General features: G+C 63.9%; 22 protein-coding genes. 4 read left to right on the forward strand and 18 right to left on the reverse strand.

All coding sequences use genetic code 11. The annotated features are described in order from the left end of the window. Positions 1–119: 119 nt before the first annotated feature. The 16 genes from ACXAF5_RS03535 to paaA all read right to left on the reverse strand — a co-directional run bounded on the left by ACXAF5_RS03535 (position 120) and on the right by paaA (position 14,742). Positions 120–902, reverse strand: coding sequence for a TIGR02186 family protein (locus ACXAF5_RS03535; RefSeq protein ID WP_474945553.1), 783 nt, complete (start codon positions 900–902; stop codon positions 120–122). After that, positions 902–1,819 carry a sulfite exporter TauE/SafE family protein gene (locus tag ACXAF5_RS03540; protein WP_474945554.1) on the reverse strand — a complete coding sequence of 306 codons (918 nt, stop codon included), beginning with the start codon at positions 1,817–1,819 and terminating at the stop codon, positions 902–904. Before ACXAF5_RS03540 ends, ACXAF5_RS03535 begins: the two co-directional genes overlap by 1 nt. A 312-nt stretch (positions 1,820–2,131) precedes the next feature. Then, positions 2,132–3,139 (reverse strand): ABC transporter permease, encoded by a 1,008-nt coding sequence (locus tag ACXAF5_RS03545; protein WP_474945555.1) that lies wholly within the window; start codon positions 3,137–3,139, stop codon positions 2,132–2,134. Beyond that, the gene (locus tag ACXAF5_RS03550) at positions 3,139–4,233 is read right to left on the reverse strand and encodes an ABC transporter permease (protein ID WP_239318829.1); all 1,095 of its coding nucleotides are present in this window, start codon (positions 4,231–4,233) and stop codon (positions 3,139–3,141) included. Before ACXAF5_RS03550 ends, ACXAF5_RS03545 begins: the two co-directional genes overlap by 1 nt. Further along, positions 4,234–5,763 carry an ABC transporter ATP-binding protein gene (locus ACXAF5_RS03555; protein WP_239318830.1) on the reverse strand — a complete coding sequence of 510 codons (1,530 nt, stop codon included), beginning with the start codon at positions 5,761–5,763 and terminating at the stop codon, positions 4,234–4,236. Between the two features lie 193 nt (positions 5,764–5,956). Then, positions 5,957–6,952 (reverse strand): BMP family lipoprotein, encoded by a 996-nt coding sequence (locus ACXAF5_RS03560; protein WP_239318831.1) that lies wholly within the window; start codon positions 6,950–6,952, stop codon positions 5,957–5,959. Positions 6,953–7,089: 137 nt separating this feature from the next. Further along, on the reverse strand, positions 7,090–7,527 hold the full coding sequence (rimI, locus tag ACXAF5_RS03565; protein ID WP_474945556.1) for a ribosomal protein S18-alanine N-acetyltransferase: 438 nt from the start codon (positions 7,525–7,527) through the stop codon (positions 7,090–7,092). Next, entirely contained in the window at positions 7,520–8,173 is a 654-nt protein-coding gene (gene tsaB, locus ACXAF5_RS03570) for a tRNA (adenosine(37)-N6)-threonylcarbamoyltransferase complex dimerization subunit type 1 TsaB (RefSeq protein ID WP_474945557.1), read from the reverse strand. Before tsaB ends, rimI begins: the two co-directional genes overlap by 8 nt. A gap of 300 nt (positions 8,174–8,473) precedes the next feature. Continuing rightward, complete coding sequence (locus ACXAF5_RS03575; protein ID WP_239318836.1) at positions 8,474–9,037, reverse strand: NifU family protein; 564 nt, start codon at positions 9,035–9,037, stop codon at positions 8,474–8,476. Between the two features lie 124 nt (positions 9,038–9,161). Beyond that, positions 9,162–9,617: a universal stress protein gene (locus tag ACXAF5_RS03580; protein ID WP_239318837.1), complete on the reverse strand. Its 456-nt coding sequence runs from the start codon at positions 9,615–9,617 to the stop codon at positions 9,162–9,164. Positions 9,618–9,970: 353 nt separating this feature from the next. Then, a complete protein-coding gene (locus ACXAF5_RS03585) occupies positions 9,971–10,834 on the reverse strand; it encodes a branched-chain amino acid aminotransferase (protein WP_239360287.1) in 864 nt (287 codons plus the stop codon). Positions 10,835–10,944: 110 nt separating this feature from the next. Continuing rightward, the gene (locus ACXAF5_RS03590) at positions 10,945–12,015 is read right to left on the reverse strand and encodes a 2Fe-2S iron-sulfur cluster-binding protein (protein ID WP_474945558.1); all 1,071 of its coding nucleotides are present in this window, start codon (positions 12,013–12,015) and stop codon (positions 10,945–10,947) included. 13 nt (positions 12,016–12,028) lie between these two features. Next, positions 12,029–12,505 (reverse strand): 1,2-phenylacetyl-CoA epoxidase subunit PaaD, encoded by a 477-nt coding sequence (gene paaD / locus ACXAF5_RS03595; protein WP_474945559.1) that lies wholly within the window; start codon positions 12,503–12,505, stop codon positions 12,029–12,031. 110 nt (positions 12,506–12,615) lie between these two features. Further along, positions 12,616–13,377 carry a 1,2-phenylacetyl-CoA epoxidase subunit PaaC gene (gene paaC / locus ACXAF5_RS03600; RefSeq protein WP_474945560.1) on the reverse strand — a complete coding sequence of 254 codons (762 nt, stop codon included), beginning with the start codon at positions 13,375–13,377 and terminating at the stop codon, positions 12,616–12,618. Beyond that, positions 13,377–13,661 carry a 1,2-phenylacetyl-CoA epoxidase subunit PaaB gene (gene paaB, locus ACXAF5_RS03605; RefSeq protein ID WP_065323761.1) on the reverse strand — a complete coding sequence of 95 codons (285 nt, stop codon included), beginning with the start codon at positions 13,659–13,661 and terminating at the stop codon, positions 13,377–13,379. Before paaB ends, paaC begins: the two co-directional genes overlap by 1 nt. An 88-nt stretch (positions 13,662–13,749) precedes the next feature. Beyond that, positions 13,750–14,742 carry a 1,2-phenylacetyl-CoA epoxidase subunit PaaA gene (gene paaA / locus ACXAF5_RS03610; protein ID WP_005665833.1) on the reverse strand — a complete coding sequence of 331 codons (993 nt, stop codon included), beginning with the start codon at positions 14,740–14,742 and terminating at the stop codon, positions 13,750–13,752. Positions 14,743–14,986: 244 nt separating this feature from the next. Here paaA and ACXAF5_RS03615 point away from each other — a divergent pair, with 244 nt between their 5' ends. Next, on the forward strand, positions 14,987–15,637 hold the full coding sequence (locus ACXAF5_RS03615; protein WP_474945561.1) for a GntR family transcriptional regulator: 651 nt from the start codon (positions 14,987–14,989) through the stop codon (positions 15,635–15,637). On the opposite strand, the gene ACXAF5_RS03620 is transcribed toward ACXAF5_RS03615, so the two are convergent. Further along, complete coding sequence (locus ACXAF5_RS03620) at positions 15,634–16,344, reverse strand: type 1 glutamine amidotransferase (RefSeq protein WP_474945562.1); 711 nt, start codon at positions 16,342–16,344, stop codon at positions 15,634–15,636. The two genes, ACXAF5_RS03615 and ACXAF5_RS03620, sit on opposite strands and share 4 nt — an antisense overlap. 73 nt (positions 16,345–16,417) lie before the next feature. Between ACXAF5_RS03620 and ACXAF5_RS03625 the strand changes: the two genes are divergently transcribed. From ACXAF5_RS03625 to ACXAF5_RS03635, 3 genes are all read left to right on the forward strand, one after another. Then, a complete protein-coding gene (locus tag ACXAF5_RS03625; RefSeq protein WP_474945563.1) occupies positions 16,418–17,677 on the forward strand; it encodes a cytochrome P450 in 1,260 nt (419 codons plus the stop codon). A gap of 166 nt (positions 17,678–17,843) precedes the next feature. Next, positions 17,844–19,133: a type I glutamate--ammonia ligase gene (locus tag ACXAF5_RS03630; RefSeq protein ID WP_474945564.1), complete on the forward strand. Its 1,290-nt coding sequence runs from the start codon at positions 17,844–17,846 to the stop codon at positions 19,131–19,133. A 125-nt stretch (positions 19,134–19,258) separates the two neighbouring features. After that, positions 19,259–19,993: an FkbM family methyltransferase gene (locus ACXAF5_RS03635; protein ID WP_474945565.1), complete on the forward strand. Its 735-nt coding sequence runs from the start codon at positions 19,259–19,261 to the stop codon at positions 19,991–19,993. A 33-nt stretch (positions 19,994–20,026) separates the two neighbouring features. On the opposite strand, the gene ACXAF5_RS03640 is transcribed toward ACXAF5_RS03635, so the two are convergent. After that, a complete protein-coding gene (locus ACXAF5_RS03640) occupies positions 20,027–21,259 on the reverse strand; it encodes a Tm-1-like ATP-binding domain-containing protein (RefSeq protein WP_474945566.1) in 1,233 nt (410 codons plus the stop codon). Positions 21,260–21,273 lie beyond the last annotated feature (14 nt).

A 21,273-nucleotide genomic window follows, 5' to 3' on the forward strand; every position in this document is an offset into this window, starting at 1 on the left:
CACCGAAGGGGGCGAAACCCGGGACGGGGGCGCTCCCGCCCATATGCCCCGCGCCCTGCGGCACGTGGCCTCTGGTTGGGCCGGGCGCCGCGCTGACGCGCGGCGCGGGCGCGCCAGGTTCAGCGGTCGCGCAACATCTGGAACAGGGCGGCGGCGCCCCAGCCGGACAGCATGGCGATGACCAGCGCCAGCACGCCATAGATCGCGGGCTGTTCGCGCGAGAGGTTGAACAGGAAGCGTTCCAGCCCGACCTTGTTCACCTCGATCACTGTTTCGTAGCGAGAGATCACCCGCCCGGCCCGGGTCAGGAAGATGCGCGTCTCATACTCGCCCTCGATGAGATCGGCGGGCATGCGCAGGGCGGTGCGGAACAGGGTCTGCTCATCCAGCGCGACGGCCTCTTCCTGAAGCGTGTAGAAGCCGCGGTCCTCGCGGATGCGCATCAGCGCCTCGGTAAAGGCCTGGGCCCCTTCCACCGTCGCCCCGACCGAGCGGATCGCCCGCTGGATCGACACCTTGTGGCGCAGGTCTTCGGTGTCGCTCAGGGCGTCGGAGAAGGGGGCGGAGGTTGCCACCGCGTAGAAGCTGGGCGCGGAATCGACCGCGACGCTGTCGGTGTTGACCCAGATGCCGAATTCGCGCTCCTTGCGGCGCACCATCACCGGCTCGCTGGGGCCGGAAACGGTGACGACCACTTCGAGCGGTGCGTCGGTCGCGATCGGGGCCTCGCGTTTGACGGCGCCGAAAATCAGGATCTCGGAGCCGTCAAAGGTCGCGGTGATGGCGACCCGGTCCTGGCTGAGCCCCAGCACGACTTCCTCGGCCTGTGCCGGTGGCGTGGAGAGGAGCGCGGGCAGCAGCGGGGCGGTGGCCAGCAGCAGGAGGGTCAGAAGCGCGCGCATCACTGGGCCTCCCGCAGCGGGTTCAGGGAGTAGAGCTCGCTTGGTTCCAGCAGCAGATCGAGCCCCAGCTTGGCACAGACCAGAAGCACCAGAAGCGCCAACAGGATGCGCAGCTGCTCTGCCTTCAGGAGCGTGCCGATGCGGGTGCCGAACTGTGCCCCGACGACCCCACCGATCAGCAGCAGAACCGCCAGCACGATGTCCACCGTCTGGTTGGTGATCGCATGCATCATGGTGGTGGCGGCGGTGACCAGAATGATCTGGAACAGCGAGGTGCCGACCACGACCTTGGTGGGCATGCCCAGGAGGTAGATCATTGCCGGCACCATGATAAAGCCGCCGCCAACCCCCATGATCGCGGTCAGCATGCCGACAAAGACCCCCACCGCCACCGGCGGCAGCACCGAGATATAGAGGCCCGAGGTGCGAAACCGCATCTTGAACGGCAGCGCGTGGACCCAGCCGCGCTGTTTGCGCTTGGGGGGGGCGCCGCGTTTGGATTTGCGCAGGGCGTTCAGGCTCTCGATGAACATGAGGCCGCCGACAATGCCGAGGAAGACCACGTAGCACAGGGTGACGAAGAGATCGACCTGACCCAGCGATTTCAGATAGTTGAAGATCGCCACGCCCAGCGCCGCCCCGATCAGCCCGCCGCCCTGCAACACCGCGCCCATCTTCAGGTCCACCGTGCGTCGCCGCAGATGTGCCAGCACACCGGAGACGGAGGAGGCCACGATCTGATTGGCGCCGGTCGCCACCGCCACCGCAGGCGGGATGCCGATAAAGAACAGCAGCGGGGTCAGCAGGAAGCCGCCGCCGACGCCGAACATGCCGGAGAGCACGCCAACCAGACCGCCGAGTCCCAGGACAAGGAACGCGTTCACGGCAACTTCGGCGATGGGGAGGTAGATATTCATATCCCTGACTAGTCTTTTATTGGCTGGTGAATCAATAAAAATGCTGCCGCGCAGCGTGACCCGGCTGAGGTTTTATAAAGCTTAGATCAGCCACTCAGGGAAAGCGACCGTGATGGGCAGAAAAACGCCCCGCGTGCGGCAAGTGAGGCGGAGGCGCTACAGACGCACTGCAGGGGGCGGCGCGCGGCGCTCGAATCGCCCGGGCACACAGCGTCGAGGCGCACAGGGCCGGCGCGGTTGAACGCAAAACCCCCGCCCTGCGGGAGGGCGGGGGCTGATCGGCCTGTTGGTCGGTCACGACGGTCCGGGGACCTAGCGTTCCTTCACATAGGGTTGCCCACCGGCGCGCGGCGGGATCGCCTTGCCGACAAAGCCTGCGAGGATCACCACGGTCAGGATATAGGGCAGGGCGTCCATCACCTGCACCGGGATCGACACGCCGCCGAGCTGGATGCTCTGGAACCGCAGCGCCACCGCTTGCAACAGACCAAACAGCAGACAGGCCCCAAGCGCGTGCCAGGGGCGCCATTTGGCAAAGATCAGCGCCGCCAGCGCGATATAGCCGCGACCAGAGGTCATTTCCTTCACAAAGCCCGCCTGAAGGCCGGTGGCGAGATAGGCACCGGCGATGCCACAGAGCACGCCCGCAATGCCGATTGCGGCAAACCGCAACCCGCGCACGGACACACCGGCGGTGTCCACGGCGGCCGGGTTTTCCCCCACGGCGCGCAGGCGCAGGCCAAAGCGGGTGCGAAACAGCACCCACCATGTCAGCGGCACCATCAGGGCGGCGACATAGACCAGAATGGAATGGCCGGAGATCAGCTCGGACCAGATCTGCTGGATCACATTCGCCTCGCCAATCAGCTCGCTCAGCGGGCGGTCGGCGGCTTCGGCCTCGGTAGGGCCGATGGCAAAGGGCAGTTCAATCCCGTTGAAGCGGCCTTCGGTGAACAGCGACGGCGTGCGCCCGCCCTGGCGAAACCAGCTCTCGGCAATCAGGACCGTGAGACCGGAGGCCAGGAAGTTGAGCGCCACGCCGGAGATCAGCTGGTTGCCACGGAAGGTGATCGAAGCCAGCCCGTGCAGGCCGGACAGGGCCATCGACGCGGCGATCCCGGCCAGAAGGCCAAGCCAGACATTGCCGGTGACGGCGGCAACGGCGGCAGAGAAAAACGCCGCCATCAGCATCTTGCCCTCAAGGCCGATGTCGAAGATGCCCGCACGTTCCGAAAACAGACCCGCCAGACAGGCCAGCAGAAGCGGCGTTGCCATGCGCACGGTGCTGTCGAGCACCTGAATGAGTGTCAGGAAATCCATCAGGCGTTCTCCTTCCGGAAGGCGAGGAAGATCTTTTCAATCGGCATGCGCACCATATTGTCGAGCGCGCCGGTGAACAGGATCACGAGGGCCTGAATGACCACGATCAGCTCGGACGGGATATTGGTCCAAAGCGCCAGCTCCGCGCCGCCCTGATAGAGGAACCCAAAGAGGATCGCCGCCAGAAATACCCCAAACGGGTGGTTGCGGCCCATCAGGGCCACCGCGATCCCGATGAAGCCCGCGCCCTCGGTGGCGTTCAGCACCAGACGTTCAGCCTCGCCCATGACGTTGTTGGTGGCCATCAACCCGCAGAGCGCGCCGGAAATCAGCATGGTGATCATCACAGTGCGCACCGGCGAAATACCTGCATAGACCGCGCCGCGCTCGGACTTGCCGAGGGCGCGGATTTCGTGGCCCAGCGGCGTGTGCCAGATGAGGCCCCAGACCACGATACAGGCGGCGATGCCGACAAAGAGCGTGACATTGGCGGGGGCGGATTTGGAGAACTCGATGCCGATTGGCGCCAGGATCTCATGCAGGGAGGGCAGCTGCGTGCTTTCGGGGAACTTGGCCGTGGCCGGGTCCATCGCGCCCTTGGGCTTCAGCACGCTCACCAGCATGTAGTTCAGCACCGCTGCCGCGATGAAGTTGAACATGATGGTGGTGATGACGATATGGCTGCCGCGTTTGGCTTGCAGATAGGCGGGGATCGCGGCCCATGCGGCCCCAAAGATCCCGGCGCCGAGGGCGGCAAAGACCAGCGCGATGGTCCAATGCGGGAAGGGGATATAGAGGCAGACCAGCGCCAGCCCCAGCCCGCCGATCATCGCCTGACCTTCACCACCGATGTTGAACAGACCGGCGTGCGCCGCCACCGCCACCGCCAGCCCGGTAAACAGGAAATTGGTGGCATAATAGAGCGTGTAGCCCCAGCCATAGGTCGACCCCAGCGCGCCGGTGACCATCAGGTCCAGCGCCTCCATCGGGCTTTCGCCGATCAGCAGGATCACGATTGCAGAGATAAGTGCGGCCAACAGCAGGCTGATCACCGGGATCAGCACCACATCGGCCCATTTTGGCATCTTTTCCATTTACGCGGCCTCCCCCGCGACGCCGGCCATCAACAGGCCGAGTTCTTTTTCATCGGTTTGATCTGCGGGGCGTTCGCCCATGATCTTGCCGTCAAACATCACCGCAACCCGGTCGCTGAGCGACAGGATCTCCTCAAGCTCCACCGAGACCAGCAGGATCGCCTTGCCCTGGTCGCGCAGCTCCATGATCTGCTGGTGGATGAACTCGATCGCGCCGATATCGACGCCGCGGGTGGGCTGGCCGATCAGCAGGAGGTCGGGGTTGCGCTCAATCTCGCGCGCCACGACGATCTTCTGCTGGTTGCCGCCGGAAAAGCTCTTGGCGGCGAGCCAGGGATTGGGCGGGCGGACGTCGAATTTGGCCATCTTGGCTTCGGTGTCGGCGCGCAGGGCGGCATTGTCGAGGAACAGGCCCTTTTTGTAGATCTCTTCGCGGTGATAGCCGAAGGCGACGTTTTCCCAGGCGTGGAAGTCCATGATGAGACCCTCGCGCTGGCGATCCTCGGGCACATGGGCGATGCCGGCGTGACGGCGGGCGCGGGCGTCCGAGCCCGCGCCAGACAGCGGCAGCGGTTCGCCGTTGATCCGGATGCTGCCGGTGCCCTCGCGCATGCCGCCGAGCACCTCCAGCAGTTCCGACTGACCATTGCCCGCAACGCCCGCGATGCCGAGGATCTCGCCCGCGCGCACGGTGAGGTCGATGTCTTTCACGCGCTGCACACCGGCACTGTCGACGACCGAGAGCTTCTCGATCTCGAGGATCGGCTTGCCGGGGGTGGCGGGCACTTTATCGACGCGCAGCAAGACCTTGCGGCCCACCATCAGCTCGGCCAGATGTTCCGGGCTGCTCTCGGCGGTTTTGACGGTCGCGGTCATTTCTCCGCGCCGCATCACCGACACGGTGTCGGTATATTCCATGATCTCGCGCAGCTTGTGCGTGATCAGGATGATGGTTTTCCCTTCTGAGCGCAGACGGTCGAGGATGCGGAACAGCTGGTCGGCTTCGGCCGGGGTCAGCACCCCGGTGGGTTCGTCCAGAATGAGGATCTCGGCCTTGCGATAGAGCGCCTTCAGGATCTCCACCCGCTGCTGCATGCCCACGCCGATCTCGTCGATACGTTTGTCGGGGTCGACATAGAGCTCGTATTCTTCCTCCAGCTCCTTCAGCTCCTTGCGGGCGCGAGAGAGCGAGGGCATCAGCAGGCCGGAATCCTCGGCGCCAAGCACGATGTTTTCCAGAACGGTAAAGTTCTCCACCAGCTTGAAATGCTGAAACACCATGCCGATGCCGGCAGAGATGGCCGCCTGGCTGTCGGGGATCTCGGTCTTGTTGCCCTTGATCCAGATCTCGCCTTTGTCGGCCTTGTAAAACCCGTAGAGAATGCTCATCAGCGTGGATTTACCCGCGCCGTTTTCGCCGATGATCCCGTGGATCGTGCCGGGCTCGACGCGGATGGAAATGTCCTTGTTTGCCTGGACGGGGCCAAAGGCCTTGGAAATGCCTTTGAGTTCGATTGCTGGTGCCGTCATCGGGGCTCCCCTGTCGCCTCATCGCCGGTTCATGCGCGCAGGGTGCGTGCTGCGCATTATGATCATGTTAAGAAGGACCGGGACGGGAAAAACCAAACCCGGAGGGCACGCGGACGCGACCTCCGGGCCATATGTAAACGCCCCGCCCGCCGGGCAGACATGCCATGGCGGAGCGGGGCGCGGATCATGTCGATCAGAAGTTCAGAACCGGGCAGCTGTCGTCGCTGGTGTAGTTGTGAACCTCGATATCGCCGGAGATGATCTGGGCCTTGGCCTCTTCGACGGTGGCCTGCATTTCATCGCTGACCAGCTCGGCGTTGTTGTCATCCATCGCATAGCCGACACCGTTGTCGGAGAGGTCGAGGGTGACCTTGCCCACTTCGAGGTCTTCGCCGGCCTGCAGGATGTTGTAGACCGCCACGTCCACGCGCTTCAGCATCGAGGTCAGGACCTTGCCCGGGTGCAGGTGGTTCTGGTTGCTGTCGACGCCGATGGAGAGGATGCCCTCATCCGCGGCGGTTTGCAGAACGCCCACACCGGTGCCGCCCGCTGCGGCATAGATCACGTCCGCGCCCTGGGAGATCTGCGCCTTGGTCAGCTCGGAGCCCTTCACCGGGTCGTTCCAGGCCGCCGGGGTGGTGCCGGTCATGTTGGAAATCACGGTCGCATCCGGGTTCACAGCCTTGACGCCCTGGGCGTAGCCGCAGGCAAATTTGCGGATCAGCGGAACATCCATGCCGCCGATAAAGCCGACGGTGCCGGAGTTGGACGCCTGCGCCGCCATCATGCCCACGAGGTAGGAGCCTTCGTGTTCGGAGAAGCTGACCACATGGACGTTGGGGGCGTCGACCCAGCCGTCGATGGTGACGAATTTGGTGTCCGGATAGTCACCGGCCACATCCGCCAGCGGTGCGCTCATGGCGAAACCGGTGGTGATGATCGGGTTGGCGCCGGATTCGGCAAAGCGGCGCAGCGCCTGTTCGCGCTGGGCTTCGGACTTCATTTCGATTTCCAGATATTTGCCGCCGGTCTCATCCGCCCAACGTTTGGCACCGTTATAGGCCGCCTCGTTAAAGGATTTGTCGAACTTGCCGCCGAGATCGAAGATCAGCGCCGGGTTTGCCAGAGCCGCACCTGCGGTCAGCGCAACCGCTGCCGCCGCGCCCATGAGCGATTTCATCAGGGTCATTCAGTTACTCCCAGTTTTTCTTTTTCTGCCCCGCGTGGCGGGCGTGTCCGTTCAAAAAGGTGGAGCGATTTAGCCTGCTGTGCCGGTCCGGGGTCAACAATTTTTTGACCAACCGGTCCAAAAATCGCCAACTTCCCCTAGGGAAGTCGCCGTTTCATGAGCAATGCATCCGCCGCTGCCGTCGTCGGGCGCGGATAGTAGGCCTTTCGAATCCCGACAAGACCGAATCCGCAGGCCGAGTATAGCGCCTGTGCGGTGGTATTGTCTTGTGCGACCTCAAGAAAAGCCTCTGTCGCGCCCCGCTCTGCGGCGGTTTTCATCCAGCTCTGCATGATCTGGCGGCCGAGGCCCTGCCGCTGGTGATCGGGATGGGTGGCGATGGTGAGCAATTCGGCCTCGCCCGCGATTTCGCGCACCAGCGCAAAGGCACGCGCGTCGCCGGTGAGATGGGTGAACCGATCCGCCAGAAGCTCTGTAAACTCCTGCGCGGTCCACGGTCGGGACTGGATAAAGGCCGCTGTGTGCGTGGCGGCAAGCGCCGCAGGGTCGGCCTGCGGTGGCGTTGGATCAGTCATCGAGCAGGGCAGGCGGCTGCTCGCGCGAGGGGGCGGCATCGGCCTCGCGCAGGTAGAGCGGTGCCGGCGCGGGCAGGTCGGACTGGTCCAGCCGGGTGGCGGCGACACGGGCGATGGCCTCGGCAATGGGATAGCGGGGGGCGGACACCTCGCCGTTGCAGCGCGCCGCGATCTCCGCAGCGCGGTGACCGATGCAAAGGGGCGCGGCGGTGGGTGTGAGGGGCGGCAGAGCCTCCATGGTGAACAGGCCCGGGGGCTGGTCCTCGATCTGCAGATACAGGTGGTCGCGGCGCGCATCTAGGCTGGAAATCACCGGTTGGTTCTGTCCAAAGGTCTGGGCCTCAAGACTGGAGACGCCGATGGCGGGCACATCCAGTCCCAGCGCAAGGCCGCGTGCGGCAGAGACGGAGATGCGGATGCCGGTGAAATTGCCGGGGCCGATGCCAACGGCGATTGCGTCCAGATCGGCCCATGTCACGCCGCCTTGGGTCAGGAGTTCCTCGAGCAGTGGCATCAAGCGTTCCGCCTGGCCCTTAGCCATTTCATCGCGGCGCTGCGCCAGAATTTCGTTGCCGCGCAGCAACGCCGCCGCGCAATGGGCCGCTGAGGTGTCAAAACCCAGGATCAGGGGGGCGTCTGTCGGCATCTCGGTTCAGTCTCTGTGGTCTGTGGCTGCAGTCAGCCGGTCTCTGGCAGAGCCGCCCGCCCATGGCAAGCCGTCCGCGCGTGGCGCTGCATGATGCAGAAAGCATCCTTTACGGGCACATGCGGTTGAAAATGGCGGGGAGAGCGTCGCGGTGGCGGCATCTGTTGCTCCGGTGCGGCGCCAGTCGTCAAGGTCGTGGCGGACGGAGCGGGGAAGTGCGGGGCACGAAACAAGATCCGTCCCCCGCCAAAATCATGCGGCGCCGCATCGGGCGCCTGGAGTGTCTCAGTCCGGCGCGCCTCAGACGGCAACCGGGCGGACCTCGGTCACTTCGGGGATGTAGTGGCGCAACAGGTTCTCGATCCCCATCTTGAGCGTCAGAGTCGAGGACGGGCAGCCCGCGCAGGCCCCCTGCATGTGCAGGTAGACAACGCCGCGGTCAAAGCCGTGGAAGGTGATGTCGCCGCCATCCTGTGCCACCGCAGGGCGCACGCGGCTGTCGAGCAGCTCCTTGATCTGGTCGACGATTTCGCCGTCTTCGCCGCTGTGCTCGGCATGGCCGGAGGCCTGCTGGCCGCCTTCGTCGATCACCGGCTGGCCGGACTGGTAGTGCTCCATCACCGCGCCAAGGACGGCGGGTTTGATGTGGTCCCACTCGACCGAGTCGTCCTTGGTGACGGTGACGAAGTCATTGCCAAAGAACACGCCGGTCACGCCGCTGACCGCAAAGATACGCTGCGCCAGCGGTGATTTCGACGCCGCTTCGGCCGAGGGGAAGTCGGCGGTGCCAGCATCCAGAACGGTCTGGCCTGGCAGGAATTTCAGGGTCGCCGGGTTCGGCGTGGATTCGGTCTGGATAAACATCTCGGTTCTCCGTCAGACTGGCCCGGGCGGTCGGCCCGGTGCCTGTCGGGTTTTGGAATGGTTCTAAATTAAAGGCTGCGGCGCGAAATGCAAGGGTTTGCCCGATGCGGCGTGGCGGATTGCGTCAGGTGATGGCCTCGAGCTTCTCTTTGGACATGTCGCCGGGGACGATGGTGATCGGAAAGGGAAGCGTGCCGGCGGTGCGGGTCAACTGGGTGACGATGGGGCCGGGGCCCTTGCGGTCGCTGGCGGCGCCCAGCACCAGCACGCCCACTTCGGGGTCGGCTTCGATCTGGGCGAGGATTTCCGGCACGATGTCGCCTTCGCGGATGACCAGTTCGGGATCGACGCCCTGGCGGTCGCGCATCCATTTGGCAAAGACTTCGAAGTGGGCGTGGATGCGCTCGCGGGCCTCCTCGCGCATCACCTCGCCGACGCCGATCCAGTGGTTGAATTCATCCGGCGGGATGATCGACAGGATGACCACGCCGCCACCGGTGTTGGACGCGCGCATGGCGGCAAAGCGCATGGCGTTCAGGCATTCACGGCTGTCGTCGAGGACGACCAGGAACTTGCGCATCAAAACCTCTGTTGTCGTGTCCCGGCCATATTGGCTGATGCAACCGTCCCGCGCAATAGAGGTCTGCGGTCGCGCCCGTTGTCCGCGCCGCGCGGCGAACCACCGGAGGAAGGGGGACCTCCCGCCCGCTTCCATTGCATTGAAAATGCCACGGAATCCGTTGGGCCGGGCGCCGGACTGCCGCCCGGCGCGGTTGCGTTCTGCGGCGAGGGCAGGATCTGGACGCAACCGCATCGCGGCCCGTCAGGGCTGCGATGCGCGGCCCAACGCCGCCAGGGATCTTTGGCGCAGCCAGAAGATCGCGCGGGGGCGGGAGGGCTCCCCTCCTTGTTGCGATGACGTAACGGCGCGTCTCAGGTACCGGATTTGGCCCAGTCCCAATAGAGTTCGCGCACCCGGCGGGTGACGGGGCCATGGGGATAGGTGACATCGTCAAATGCGGTGACCGGGGTCACCTTGGACATGTTGCCGGACATGAAGATCTCATCCGCGGCTTCGAAATGCGCATAGCCCAGCACGGTCTCATGCACGGTGATCCCATCGGCGCGCATGTTCTCGATGTGGCGCGCGCGGGTGATGCCAGCAAGGAACGTCCCGTTGGCAATCGGCGTGAACACCTCACCATCCTTGACCATGAAAATATTGGCGGTGGCGGTTTCGGCCACATTGCCCATCACGTCGCAGGTCAATGTGTTGGTGAAGCCCTTGGCACGCGCTTCGCGCAGCATGCGAGCGTTGTTGGGATAAAGGCAGCCGGCCTTGGCATTGACCACCGCGGACTCCAGAACCGGGCGGCGAAAGCGGGTCCGCGTGAGCGTCGCCGAGGCGGCTTCGGGGGCCATCGGGATCTCCTCGAGGCAGAGCGCGAATTGCGTCGCCTCCGGCGCGGGGGCGATCAGGGTCTGATCGCCGTCGGTGGCCCAATACATCGGCCGGATGTAGACGGCGCTGTCGGCAGAAAACCCTTCGAGCCCTTCGCGCACGATCTCCACCATCTGGTCGGCGGGCACCGTTGCCGCCATCATCAGCGCCTCCGCCGAGGCATTGGTGCGGGCGCAGTGCTTGTCCAGATCCGGGCTGACGCCGTCAAACCAGCGCGCGCCGTCGAAGACGGAAGAGCCGAGCCAGGCGGCATGGTCGGCGGCGGACATGATCGGCACATCGCCGTCATGCCATTGGCCGTTGAAATAGGTGCGGATACTCTTGCCGACAGCCATGGGAACCTCGGGTCTGGGAATGCGGATTGGATACGATCGGGACGTTAGGCGGCACGCCCGGCAAGGTCCAGAGCCAATCCCGTCTCAGGTTGGTCTGGACCCCACGCCTGTCATTCGTCGTAGCTGACCACCAGGTGATCGCTGACCGGGTAGGACTGGCAGGACAGCACAAAGCCCTTGGCGACCTCGTCATCCTCCAGCGCGTGGTTGGCGGCCATCTCGACCTCGCCCTCGATCACGCGACAGCGGCAGGTGGAGCAGACACCGGCGCGGCAGGACCACGGGGCATCCATGGCATTGTCGAGCGCGGCCTCAAGCACGCTGGTATTGCGATCCAGCGTCACCGAGCGCGTGGCCCCGTCCAGCGTGATGGCAGCGGTGACCGGCGCACTGGCGGCGGCGTCACTGCTGGCGGCTTTTTTCGCAGCACGTCCAGGTTGGTTGGAGGCGAAGAGTTCGAACTTGATCTGCGCATCCGAGAGGCCCGCCGTGCGCAGTGCTTCGGCAATGCCGAGCATCATCGGCTCGGGGCCGCAGATGAACGCGGTATCGACGCTCTGGATCGGGATCCAGCGCTCAAACAGCTGGGCGCATTTCTCCTGCGTGACCAGCCCGGTGAACAGATCCACCTCCTGCGCATCCGCCTCCAGCACATGGATCACCGACAGACGCCCCATGTAGCGGTTTTTCAGATCCTCGATCTCCTCGCGGAACATGATCGAGTTGATGCCCTTGTTGGCGTAAACCAGCGTGAAACTCGACCGGGGTTCAGCCTGCAGGGTGGTTTTCAGGATCGACAGCACCGGCGTGATGCCGGAGCCACCGGCAAAGCCCAGGTAGTGTTTCTCGGCCGCCGCATCGAGATCGGTGAAAAACCGCCCCTGCGGCGGCATCGCTTCGACCGTGTCGCCGACCTTGAGGTCGGTGTTGGCCCAGGTCGAAAAGGCGCCGCCATCGACCCGTTTGATGCCGACTTGCAGGATGCCTTCATCCTTGCCCGCACAGATCGAATAGCTGCGGCGCAACTCGGTGCCGTCGAAATCGCGGCGAAACGTCAGGTATTGGCCTTGGGTGAAGTCGAATTCTGCCGCCGCGCCATTGACGGGCTTCAGCGTGACCACCACCGCATCGCGGATGGTGTGTTTGATGTCGGTGACTTCGAGCGGGTGAAAGCGGGCCATGAGCCAAGCCTCCTCAGATACACTTGAAATAATCGAAAGGTTCCAGGCAGCTGTTGCAGCGCCAATGGGCCTTGCACGGGGTGGAGCCGAACTGGCTCACGCGGGTCACATCGGGACTGCCGCAGCGGGGGCAATGGTCGGGGCCGCCGGCGGGGGAGGGGGGCGCGATGCCGTATTCCTCCAGCCGGGCGCGGCCTTTCTCCGAGAGCCAGTCGGTGGTCCAGGGCGGCGCGATCTGGGTCTTGATCTCCACGCGCTCAACCCCACGGGCGGCCAGCGCGGTTTCCACATCCAGACGAATGATCGAGGTCGCCGGGCAGCCGGAATAGGTGGGCGTCAGGGTGACGATGAGACCGTCATCGCTCCACTCAACATCGCGCACGATGCCGAGGTCGACGAGGGAGATCACCGGGATTTCCGGATCAGGCACCGCATCGAGCCATTCCCAGATCTGCGCGAGGGAAGGTTGGTTGGATTGTGTGTCCTGCATTTAGGCACCTCGCCCGACCGATAGGTCGGGCAGCCCCCGACCTCCCCCCCGGGAGTGGGCTTCACCCCCACCCGAGGCCGGGGGATGCCCTGTGCGCGCAAACGCAAGCATCACCACGTGGCTCCCGGATAGGCGCGCTGCATCCACTGCATGGTGGTTAGCAGATGCCCGAGGTGTTCGGTGTGCATCTTGCCATCGCGGCCACCGCCACGGGCGCGGCGGGCTTCGGGGAGCGTCAGCGTCGCCTCGCCCAAAACACGGGCAAGTGTTTCATCGTAGTCCGCGCGCAAGCTCGCAGGATCCGGCGCAATTCCGGCCTCGACCAGCACGGCATCCACCGCGTCGCTCAGGAACATCTCGCCCACGTAAGGATAGAGGTAATCGAGCGCTGCCTGCATCCGGGCGTGGCTTTCCTCGGTGCCGTCACCAAGGCCCACCACGGTCTCGGCGGAGCGCTCCAGATGGTAGGTCGCTTCCTTCACCGCCTTTGCAGCAATTGCGGCGATACGTTCGTCGGTAGAACCGGTCAGAGCGCGCAGTTGCAGCACGTGCCAAGCATCAAACAGGAACTGCCGCATCAGGGTCTGTCCAAAATCGCCGTTTGGCATCTCGACCAGCAGCAGATTGCGGAAATCCCAGGCATCGCGCAGGAAAGCCAGGTCATCTGCGGTTTTGCCCTCGCCCTGCACTTCAGCCGCGAGGCCGAGCCACATCTGGGTCTGGCCGATCAGGTCGAGCGCGGTATTGGCGAGGGCGATATCCTCTTCCAGCACCGGCGCATGGCCGCACCATTCGCTGACACGATGGCCGAGGATCAGGGTGTTGTCCCCCATCCTGAGCAGGAACTCATAGAAAGCAGCGTCGCGCGACATCACATCGCCCCCACGTCTTCGGGAATGTCGTAGAAGGACGGGTGGCGGTAGACCTTGCTCTCGGAGGGCTCATACATGGGGCCTTTCTCCGAGGGCGAGGAGGCCGTGATCTGCGCCGCCTCGACCACCCAGATCGACACGCCCTCATTGCGGCGGGTGTAGACGTCGCGGGCGTTCTTGATCGCCATTTCCGCGTCCGGTGCATGCAGGCTGCCGACGTGACGGTGGCTGAGGCCATGCTGGCCGCGGATGAAGATTTCCCAGAGGGGCCATTCGGTTTTCATGTTTGGTCCTTTCGGTGCTGAGACAGGGCGCGCCCGGGGCTGCGGGCGCGCGGCGCTGCCGCAGGGAATGTCAAAACGAAGGGGGCGCTTATTCCGCCGCCATCTTGCGGGCGCGTTTCTTCTCGGCGTGGGCCATCATGCCCTCGCGCACCCAAGCGCCATCATCCCAGGCCTTGTTACGTGCGGCCAGACGGTCGGTGTTACAGGGGCCGTTGCCTTTGATGACCTCAAAGAACTCCTCCCAATCGGGCTCGGAAAAGTCGTAGCCGCCCTTTTCCTCGTTCCACTTGAGGTTCTCGTCCGGCACCGTCAGTCCGAGGTATTCCGCCTGTGGCACAGTCTGGTCGACGAACTTCTGGCGCAGCTCGTCATTGGTGTTCATCTTGATTTTCCACGCCATCGACTGTGCGGAATGGACCGAGTCCTTGTCCGAGGGGCCGAACATCATCAGCGCCGGATACCAGAAGCGGTTGAGCGCATCCTGGGCCATGGCTTTCTGCTGGGCATTGCCCTGCGCCATCTTCATCATGATGTCAAAGCCCTGACGCTGGTGGAAACTCTCTTCCTTGCAGACGCGGATCATCGCACGCGAATAGGGGCCAAAGGACGTGCGCTGCAACGGCACCTGGTTCATGATCGCCGCGCCATCCACCAGCCAGCCGACCGCGCCCATATCGGCCCATGTCAGCGTCGGGTAGTTGAAGATCGACGAATACTTCATCCGCCCATCCAGCAGCATCTCGGTCATCTCATCGCGGCTGACGCCCAGCGTTTCAGCGGCACAATAGAGATAGAGCCCGTGACCAGCCTCATCCTGCACCTTGGCCAGGAGGATCGCCTTGCGCTCCAATGTTGGCGCGCGGGTGATCCAGTTGCCCTCGGGCAGTTGGCCGACAATTTCGGAATGGGCGTGCTGGCCGATCTGGCGGATCAGCGTTTTGCGATAGCCTTCGGGCATCCAGTCCTTGGGTTCGATCTTTTCGCCCGCGTCGATGCGGGCCTGAAACGCGCGCTCCTCGGCGCTCATCTCGTCCGCGGATTTTAGTCCCGTGCCGGTCGATTTGACCATTTGCGCGTACATGGCTGGCTCCTCCGGTCCTGGCCCAATACTCGGCCCGAATAACTTGGCGTGCATCGCCGCATGTTGCGCGACGCAGGATCAATCTACGCCCGCGCTCGATTCGGCTCAAGAGAAATGTAACACAAAAATACACATTGGCAAAAAACGGTAACGCAATGTGCTGACCTCCCACGCGGATCGACCTGCCGCGTTGCCAAGGTTGCCCTTGCTGCCGTAAGCAGGGGGCAGGCAGCAGGAGACAGCGATGGCCGGGCAGACAGATACGCTGATTGCCGCGATCCTTGAGGATATCGACGCCGGGCGGCTGGCGCCGGGGCAGGAGATTGACGAGGCCGCATTGACCGCGCGCCATTCCGTGTCGCGCACCCCGATCCGCGAGGCCTATATCCAACTCGAAGCCTCTGGCCTGATCCGGCGTCTGCCCCGCAAGGGCGCGGTGCTGTTCAAACCCACGCTGGAGGAATTCCTCGCCATCCAGGAGGTGCATGCGCAGCTGGAGGGGCAGGCGGCGGGGTTGGCCGCGCGGCGGATCTCACCCGTATTGCGAGAGCAGCTGCACGCGGTGGTCGCAGCCTGCGAGGCGCATGCGTCCCAAAAGGGCGACGCCGATCCCGATGGGTACTACCAGTTGAACCTGCGGTTTCATGAAACGGTCGCGCTGGGCGCGGCAAACCCGTTTCTGGTCGAGATGATCAAGACCAATGCTCGCAAGCTGATGGCCTATTATCGCGCCCGCTACCGCTATCCCGGAGCCATTGCGCAATCGGCGCTGGAGCATCGCGAGATCGCCACGCTGATCCTGTCGCATGACCGCGCGGGTGCCGAGGCCGCGATGCAGGCGCATGTGCTGTTTGATCAGGTGACGGTGATGGACCTGCTGGCCGCCCTTGGCTAGGCGGCGCGCGCAGCCTCGAAAAACCGCGCGATAGCCTCTGCCAGTGCGGGCTGGTCGACCTTCTGCTTCAGGCTCTCCTGCGCGCGGGCGTAGACCTCGGGGCCCATGTCCTGCCGCAGTTCTTCGGTCAGCGCGCTTATGAACGCATGGGTCATTTCCGGGTGGTGCTGGCTGGTGGCGATATGGGTGCCAAGCGTAAAGCCGGTGTTGTGGCCGTCGCGGGTCATCAACGGGTCGGCCCCTTTCGGCAATTCGCGCACATATTCCACATGAGAGCCGTAGATCGAGACCACCTCCGGCAGCTCTGCGGCCCACTCCGGGCGTGCAACCAAGTGATTCTCGGTGCGGCCATGCACCCAGCCGCCGGGCAGATTGTCGACGCGACCCCCCAAGGCGAGCGCAATCGCCTGATGGCCGAAACAGGCCCCAAAAAGCGGCAGGCGCAGCGCATGCATCTGTCGGATCAGATCCAATAGGCGCGTCACCCACGGCGCGCCGGACCGGGTTGAGGCTGGGCTGCCGGTGATCATCGCGCCGTCATAAGTACTTATATCTTCGGGAAAAATATCGTCCTTCACCGCGAACACATCACAGGACCAGTGGGGCCGCGCCATCTGCACCAAAGTGGTGAACTTCTCACCATCCATCGGGTGCCTGTGAGCAAAGGCGCTGTCGTCCGTATTGGTCATCAAAATCGCAATGCGCATGTTCAGGCTTCCCATATGCATATTTACAGTGCTTAATAATATACATGTGAAGCAACCCAAAGGAAGCCCCGCCATGACGATCTGGACCCCGACCGATGATGGGCACGCGGACCTGTCGAGCCATGACGCCTTTGCCGGTGGTGCGCCGCACAACACATTTGCCCGGCTCCGGCGTGATGATCCGCTGCATTGGACAGACTACCCGGACGGGCAGAATTTCTGGTCGGTGACCCGTTACGATGACATCACCAGGATGAACAAGAACACAGAGGTGTTCTCCTCGGCGCGCGGCATCCGCATGGAGGATCAGACCTATGAGGAATACCTCGCGCGGCGGACCTTTCAGGAGACCGACCCGCCCGACCATTCACAGGTGCGGATGAAGCTGCTGAAGGCGTTCTCCAAAACCACCATGGCGCAATATGAGGACGACATCCGCGCCCTCTGCGCCGAAATTCTGGACGCGGCGCTGGCAAAGGGCACCTTTGACGCCACCAAGGAGATCGCCCGGCAACTGCCGATGCGGATGCTGGGGCGCGTGGTGGGGCTGCCGGACGCGGATCTTCCGTGGCTGGTGGAAAAGGGTGATGCGTTGATTGCCAATACCGACCCGGATTTCACCTCGCATGTGCTGGATAAAATGGACACGGATGAATTCCGTATGATGCCGTTCAATTCTCCTGCGGGTGCCGAATTATACATCTACGCCAAGGAGTTGATGGAAGCGAAGGAAAAGGCGGGCGATACATCCGGCGTGCTCAACATGATCCTGCAGCCGGCGCGGGACGGCTCGGTCATTACCGAGACCGAGTTTCGCAATTTCTTCTGCCTCTTGGTGGCGGCGGGCAATGACACCACGCGGTATTCCATCGCGGCTGGCATTCAGGCGATGTGTCATCAGCCGGAGCTTCTGGCGCAGATGCAGGCGGGCGGCGCGGTTTGGGAGACGGCGGCGGATGAGATCATCCGATGGGCGACGCCCGCGCTCTACTTCCGCCGCACGGCGACGCAGGATGTAGAGATGCACGGCAAGACCATCCGCGAAGGCGACAAGGTGCTCTACTGGTTTGCCTCGGCCAATCGCGACGACAGCTATTTTGACGACCCGTTTCGGGTGAACCTGATGCGCAATCCCAACCGGCACCTGTCCTTTGGCCAGTTCGGCCCGCATGTCTGCCTTGGCATGTGGCTGGCGCGGCTGGAGGTCACCGTGCTGTTTCAGGAGCTTGCCAAGCGGATCAGGTCCATCGAGCCCGCCGGTGCGCATAAATTCCTGCGCTCGAATTTCGTCGGCGGCATCAAGGAATTGCCGGTTCGGGTGGAAGCCGCGTAGGCTCAACAGAAGACCCGTTCGGGCGACCGCCCGGACAGCGCCCGACCTCCCCCACGGGAGGGCGCTTCGCACCCACCCGAGGTCGGCCACTGCCCTCTGTTGGGACCCAATCTGGGCCAAGACGCACGCCAAAGATGCGCAGGCCGCCAACAGGAAAGGAAGCCAAATGAAAACCCGCCTGCGTGCGCTTTTCTGCGACCATCTCAGTATCATGCGCGGAAAATATCTGCCGCATTCCAAGATCGGCGACGATGACACCCGGTTCTGCCGCTCCGTCTTTGGCACCCATTATGACCGCGATCTGCTGGATGCGCCGGGGTCGCTGGTGAAACAGGGCCTGCCGGATATGGAACTGCGCTGGCGCGGCGAGGAGATCCGCGACAGCTGGCATGCCTCCACCAAGATCGTGTTAGGCGATCTCTATGATGATGCGGGCGCGCCGCTCACGCTCTGTCCGCGGGGGGCGCTGAAACGCGCGGTGGCGGATTGGCAGGCCAAGGGGCTTTCGCCAAAAATCGGCATCGAGCTGGAGGCCTTTGCCCTGCAGCCGGACGATTATGGCCGGTTGGTGCCCTATGACGCGCCGGGTGGCGTGGTCTATGGCACCGGGCCTTTTGCGGACCCGTTGCGGTTCAACGACCGCATCTGGGCGATGGCGGATGAAATGGGCTTCTCGCTCGATATGATCACCGCCGAGTTTGACAGCCCGCAGTTTGAATACACGCTGACCTTTGACGATGCCGTCAAAGCGGTCGATGACATCGTGCTGTTTCGCCTGATGGCGCGGGAGATTGCGCTCGAATACGGCATTGTCCTGACCTTCATGCCCAAACCGGTGGCGCAGGCCGGAGGCTCGGGCATGCATGTGAACCTGTCATTTGCGGATGAGGCCGGGGGCAATGCGCTGTCCTCCGGACCCAAAGGTGGGCCGGAGCATATGAACGATCTGGCGCGCGGCTGCCTAGCCGGGTTCCTGCACCACCACAAGGGGCTGGCCGGACTGATCGCGCCCACCGCCAACAGCTACATGCGGTTGCAGCCGGGCAGCCTGTCGGGCTTCTGGCAGAACTGGGGCGGCGATCATCGCAATGTCACCACCCGGATCAGTTCCGAAGGCGGCGCCAAGGCGCGGCTGGAGCATCGGATGGCAGATGCCTCATCGAACCCCTACACCACGGTGGCGGCGCTGTTGCAGGCGGCGCGGCTTGGAGTGGAGAAGGGCTATGAGCTGGGGCCGATGGAGACCGGCGACGGGTTCGATCGCACGGATACCCGCGAAAGCACGGCGATGACGCTTAAGGGCGCGGTGGCGGATCTGGAGAAGGACACAACCCTCACCGAGGCCGTGGGCGCAGATCTGGTCGCCAATCACGTCTATATGAAACAAAAAGAGGTTCGCAAAACCCGTGATCTGGAGGGCGACGCCCTGCGCGATTTCTACGTGCATTTTGTCTGACGAATTGTCTGAACCGGGACACAGGTGATGGTCGATGCGCAGGCCCGCTGTGGCCTGCGCTTGCTTTTGCATCGAAGACCGCGCCAGAGTGCCGGCACAATCAACTCAGGCGAAACGAGCAGAACATGTCTGATACAAAAGTGGCACCGCATGATGCGAGCCCGGTGGTGACGCAGGAGGTCGCAGCGACCTGCCTTGGCGTGAAGGTGCCGCAGTCACCCTTTTTGACCGAAACGCGGATCAACCGGATCAATGCGGCGCGCTATGAGGGCCAGGAGATCGCCGGCGCGCTGCATGTGGTGCGTGAAGACGACCGGGTGCTGGAGGTCGGCGCCGGCCTTGGTGTGGTGGGGGCGGTGATCGCAACCAACGCCAAGCCTGAAAAGGTGCTGTCGTTCGAGGCCAACCCGGAATTGGTGCCCGTCATCCGCGCCCTGCACCAACTGAATGATCTTGGCGACCGGGTGGAGCTGCGCAATCAGGTGCTCTTTGCCGGTACGGACCGACCCGACAGTATGGACTTCCACCTGCGCAACAGCTTTCTCGGCTCTTCGCTGCTGAACGAGGGCGGGCGCCCGTCGCGCGTGGTGCAGGTCCCCACCGTCGATCTGGCCGAGGTCGTTGCCGAGCTGACCCCCACCGTCTTGGTGATGGACATCGAGGGCGGCGAATTGGCGCTGCTGGAAGCGATGGATCTCGCGCCCTTCCGCGCCATCGTGATCGAATTCCACCCGGAGGCCTATGAGGTCAAGGGCATGCGTCGCTGCAAGACCATCCTGCGCGAGGCGGGGTTTCAGAAGGTCGAAGAGGTCTCCAGCCGCACGGTCTGGACCTGCACCCGCGCGGAGACGCCGAGCTGATCGCCGCCCCGCCTGGGATCGGAAAGGCCCGCCTTAGCGCTGGATCACCCCGGTGGCGGTCCAGCGGTCAAACTGCGCCAGCACGGCCTCTGTAAACGGGGCGTCGTTGATGTGGCAGGCCAGCTCCTGCAGGTCGACCGTGCCGGGCACCGTGCGGCGGATCTCGTCACAAAAGGCGGCCAGCCCGTCGGCGTCATGCAGATCTCCGCCGCTACGATCCCATTCATTGCAGCCTTCGGTGGGAAGAAAGAGGGCAACGGGGGCTTTGGCGCCTGACAGTTTCTCGCAGATCGCCCGGGCCACCGTGCGGCGCTCCTCTGCCGAGAGCATGGCAGAGGTCAGCAGGCGGTTGTGGGCGTGGCACTCCCGCCCCTGAAGCGGCGCGGGCACGCCCTGCCAGCCGACGAAATCGACCAGATCGTAGCAGCCCGGCGCGATCATCTGCGGGATGCCGGCCCGGCCCGCATGGGTCATACGCCCCTCACCGGCCGAGAGCCCGCCAAACAGATGATTGCTCACCTCTTGCGGGGCAAAATCCATTACGGCAGCAAAGGCACCATCGCCGGCAAGGCTCTCAAACGCCCGTCCGCCCATGCCGGTGGCATGAAACACCGCCACATCAAACCCGCGCCGTTCAAGCTCCGGTTTCAGCGTCACCATGTAGCGCAGCACCGTCTTGCCAAAAGACGTCATCCCGATCATCGGCCGCGTGAACGTCGGTGCCTCCACCGCGCGGGCGGCGCCCAGAACCGCCCCCGCCGCCTGACTGAGCGACGCCTTGCAGATGTCATTCAATCCATAGAGCCCGCCGGCCCAGAGGATCATCTGCACATCCGCCGGAATGCGATCCGGCGGCAGCAGCGGTGAAAACGCCACGGTAGAGACCACATATTTCGGTACCCCAAGCGGCAATGCCCCGCAGAGATCCAGCGCCAGATCGGTGCCCATGGTGCCGCCCAGTACGATCACACCATGAATGCGCCCCGCCCGCCACAGATCAAGCGCAAGCCGGGCCGATCCCGCCCCCATGATCTGCATCGCGGTATTTTCATCGCCGCTGTCGATGGCGGCCTGAATGGAGCTGCCCGCCGCCTCGGCCACCTCGTGTTTTGAGACATCCGTGGGCAGCTTGGGGTCGCCCAAAACACTCACATCCATGTGGAGCACCTGACCGCCCTGTCCCCGGATCGCCTCCGACAGATAGGACAGCTCGTCATCCTTGGTGTCCCAGGTTCCGGCCACAAGGATCGTCTTTTCACCGCTCATCTTATCCCCTCCTC

It is taken from the genome of Epibacterium sp. ABV4_022, from assembly GCF_056159345.1.

Excerpts from the sequence above, each read along its gene's own strand:
- ACXAF5_RS03535 (WP_474945553.1), bottom strand. The coding sequence starts at position 902 with ATGCGCGCGCTTCTGACCCTCCTGCTGCTGGCCACCGCCCCGCTGCTG.
- ACXAF5_RS03540 (WP_474945554.1), bottom strand. The coding sequence starts at position 1,819 with ATGAATATCTACCTCCCCATCGCCGAAGTTGCCGTGAACGCGTTCCTT.
- ACXAF5_RS03545 (WP_474945555.1), bottom strand. The coding sequence starts at position 3,139 with ATGGATTTCCTGACACTCATTCAGGTGCTCGACAGCACCGTGCGCATG.
- ACXAF5_RS03550 (WP_239318829.1), bottom strand. The coding sequence starts at position 4,233 with ATGGAAAAGATGCCAAAATGGGCCGATGTGGTGCTGATCCCGGTGATC.
- ACXAF5_RS03555 (WP_239318830.1), bottom strand. The coding sequence starts at position 5,763 with ATGACGGCACCAGCAATCGAACTCAAAGGCATTTCCAAGGCCTTTGGC.
- ACXAF5_RS03560 (WP_239318831.1), bottom strand. The coding sequence starts at position 6,952 with ATGACCCTGATGAAATCGCTCATGGGCGCGGCGGCAGCGGTTGCGCTG.
- rimI (WP_474945556.1), bottom strand. The coding sequence starts at position 7,527 with ATGACTGATCCAACGCCACCGCAGGCCGACCCTGCGGCGCTTGCCGCC.
- tsaB (WP_474945557.1), bottom strand. The coding sequence starts at position 8,173 with ATGCCGACAGACGCCCCCCTGATCCTGGGTTTTGACACCTCAGCGGCC.
- ACXAF5_RS03575 (WP_239318836.1), bottom strand. The coding sequence starts at position 9,037 with ATGTTTATCCAGACCGAATCCACGCCGAACCCGGCGACCCTGAAATTC.
- ACXAF5_RS03580 (WP_239318837.1), bottom strand. The coding sequence starts at position 9,617 with ATGCGCAAGTTCCTGGTCGTCCTCGACGACAGCCGTGAATGCCTGAAC.
- ACXAF5_RS03585 (WP_239360287.1), bottom strand. The coding sequence starts at position 10,834 with ATGGCTGTCGGCAAGAGTATCCGCACCTATTTCAACGGCCAATGGCAT.
- ACXAF5_RS03590 (WP_474945558.1), bottom strand. The coding sequence starts at position 12,015 with ATGGCCCGCTTTCACCCGCTCGAAGTCACCGACATCAAACACACCATC.
- paaD (WP_474945559.1), bottom strand. The coding sequence starts at position 12,505 with ATGCAGGACACACAATCCAACCAACCTTCCCTCGCGCAGATCTGGGAA.
- paaC (WP_474945560.1), bottom strand. The coding sequence starts at position 13,377 with ATGTCGCGCGACGCTGCTTTCTATGAGTTCCTGCTCAGGATGGGGGAC.
- paaB (WP_065323761.1), bottom strand. The coding sequence starts at position 13,661 with ATGAAAACCGAATGGCCCCTCTGGGAAATCTTCATCCGCGGCCAGCAT.
- paaA (WP_005665833.1), bottom strand. The coding sequence starts at position 14,742 with ATGTACGCGCAAATGGTCAAATCGACCGGCACGGGACTAAAATCCGCG.
- ACXAF5_RS03615 (WP_474945561.1), top strand. The coding sequence starts at position 14,987 with ATGGCCGGGCAGACAGATACGCTGATTGCCGCGATCCTTGAGGATATC.
- ACXAF5_RS03620 (WP_474945562.1), bottom strand. The coding sequence starts at position 16,344 with ATGCGCATTGCGATTTTGATGACCAATACGGACGACAGCGCCTTTGCT.
- ACXAF5_RS03625 (WP_474945563.1), top strand. The coding sequence starts at position 16,418 with ATGACGATCTGGACCCCGACCGATGATGGGCACGCGGACCTGTCGAGC.
- ACXAF5_RS03630 (WP_474945564.1), top strand. The coding sequence starts at position 17,844 with ATGAAAACCCGCCTGCGTGCGCTTTTCTGCGACCATCTCAGTATCATG.
- ACXAF5_RS03635 (WP_474945565.1), top strand. The coding sequence starts at position 19,259 with ATGTCTGATACAAAAGTGGCACCGCATGATGCGAGCCCGGTGGTGACG.
- ACXAF5_RS03640 (WP_474945566.1), bottom strand. The coding sequence starts at position 21,259 with ATGAGCGGTGAAAAGACGATCCTTGTGGCCGGAACCTGGGACACCAAG.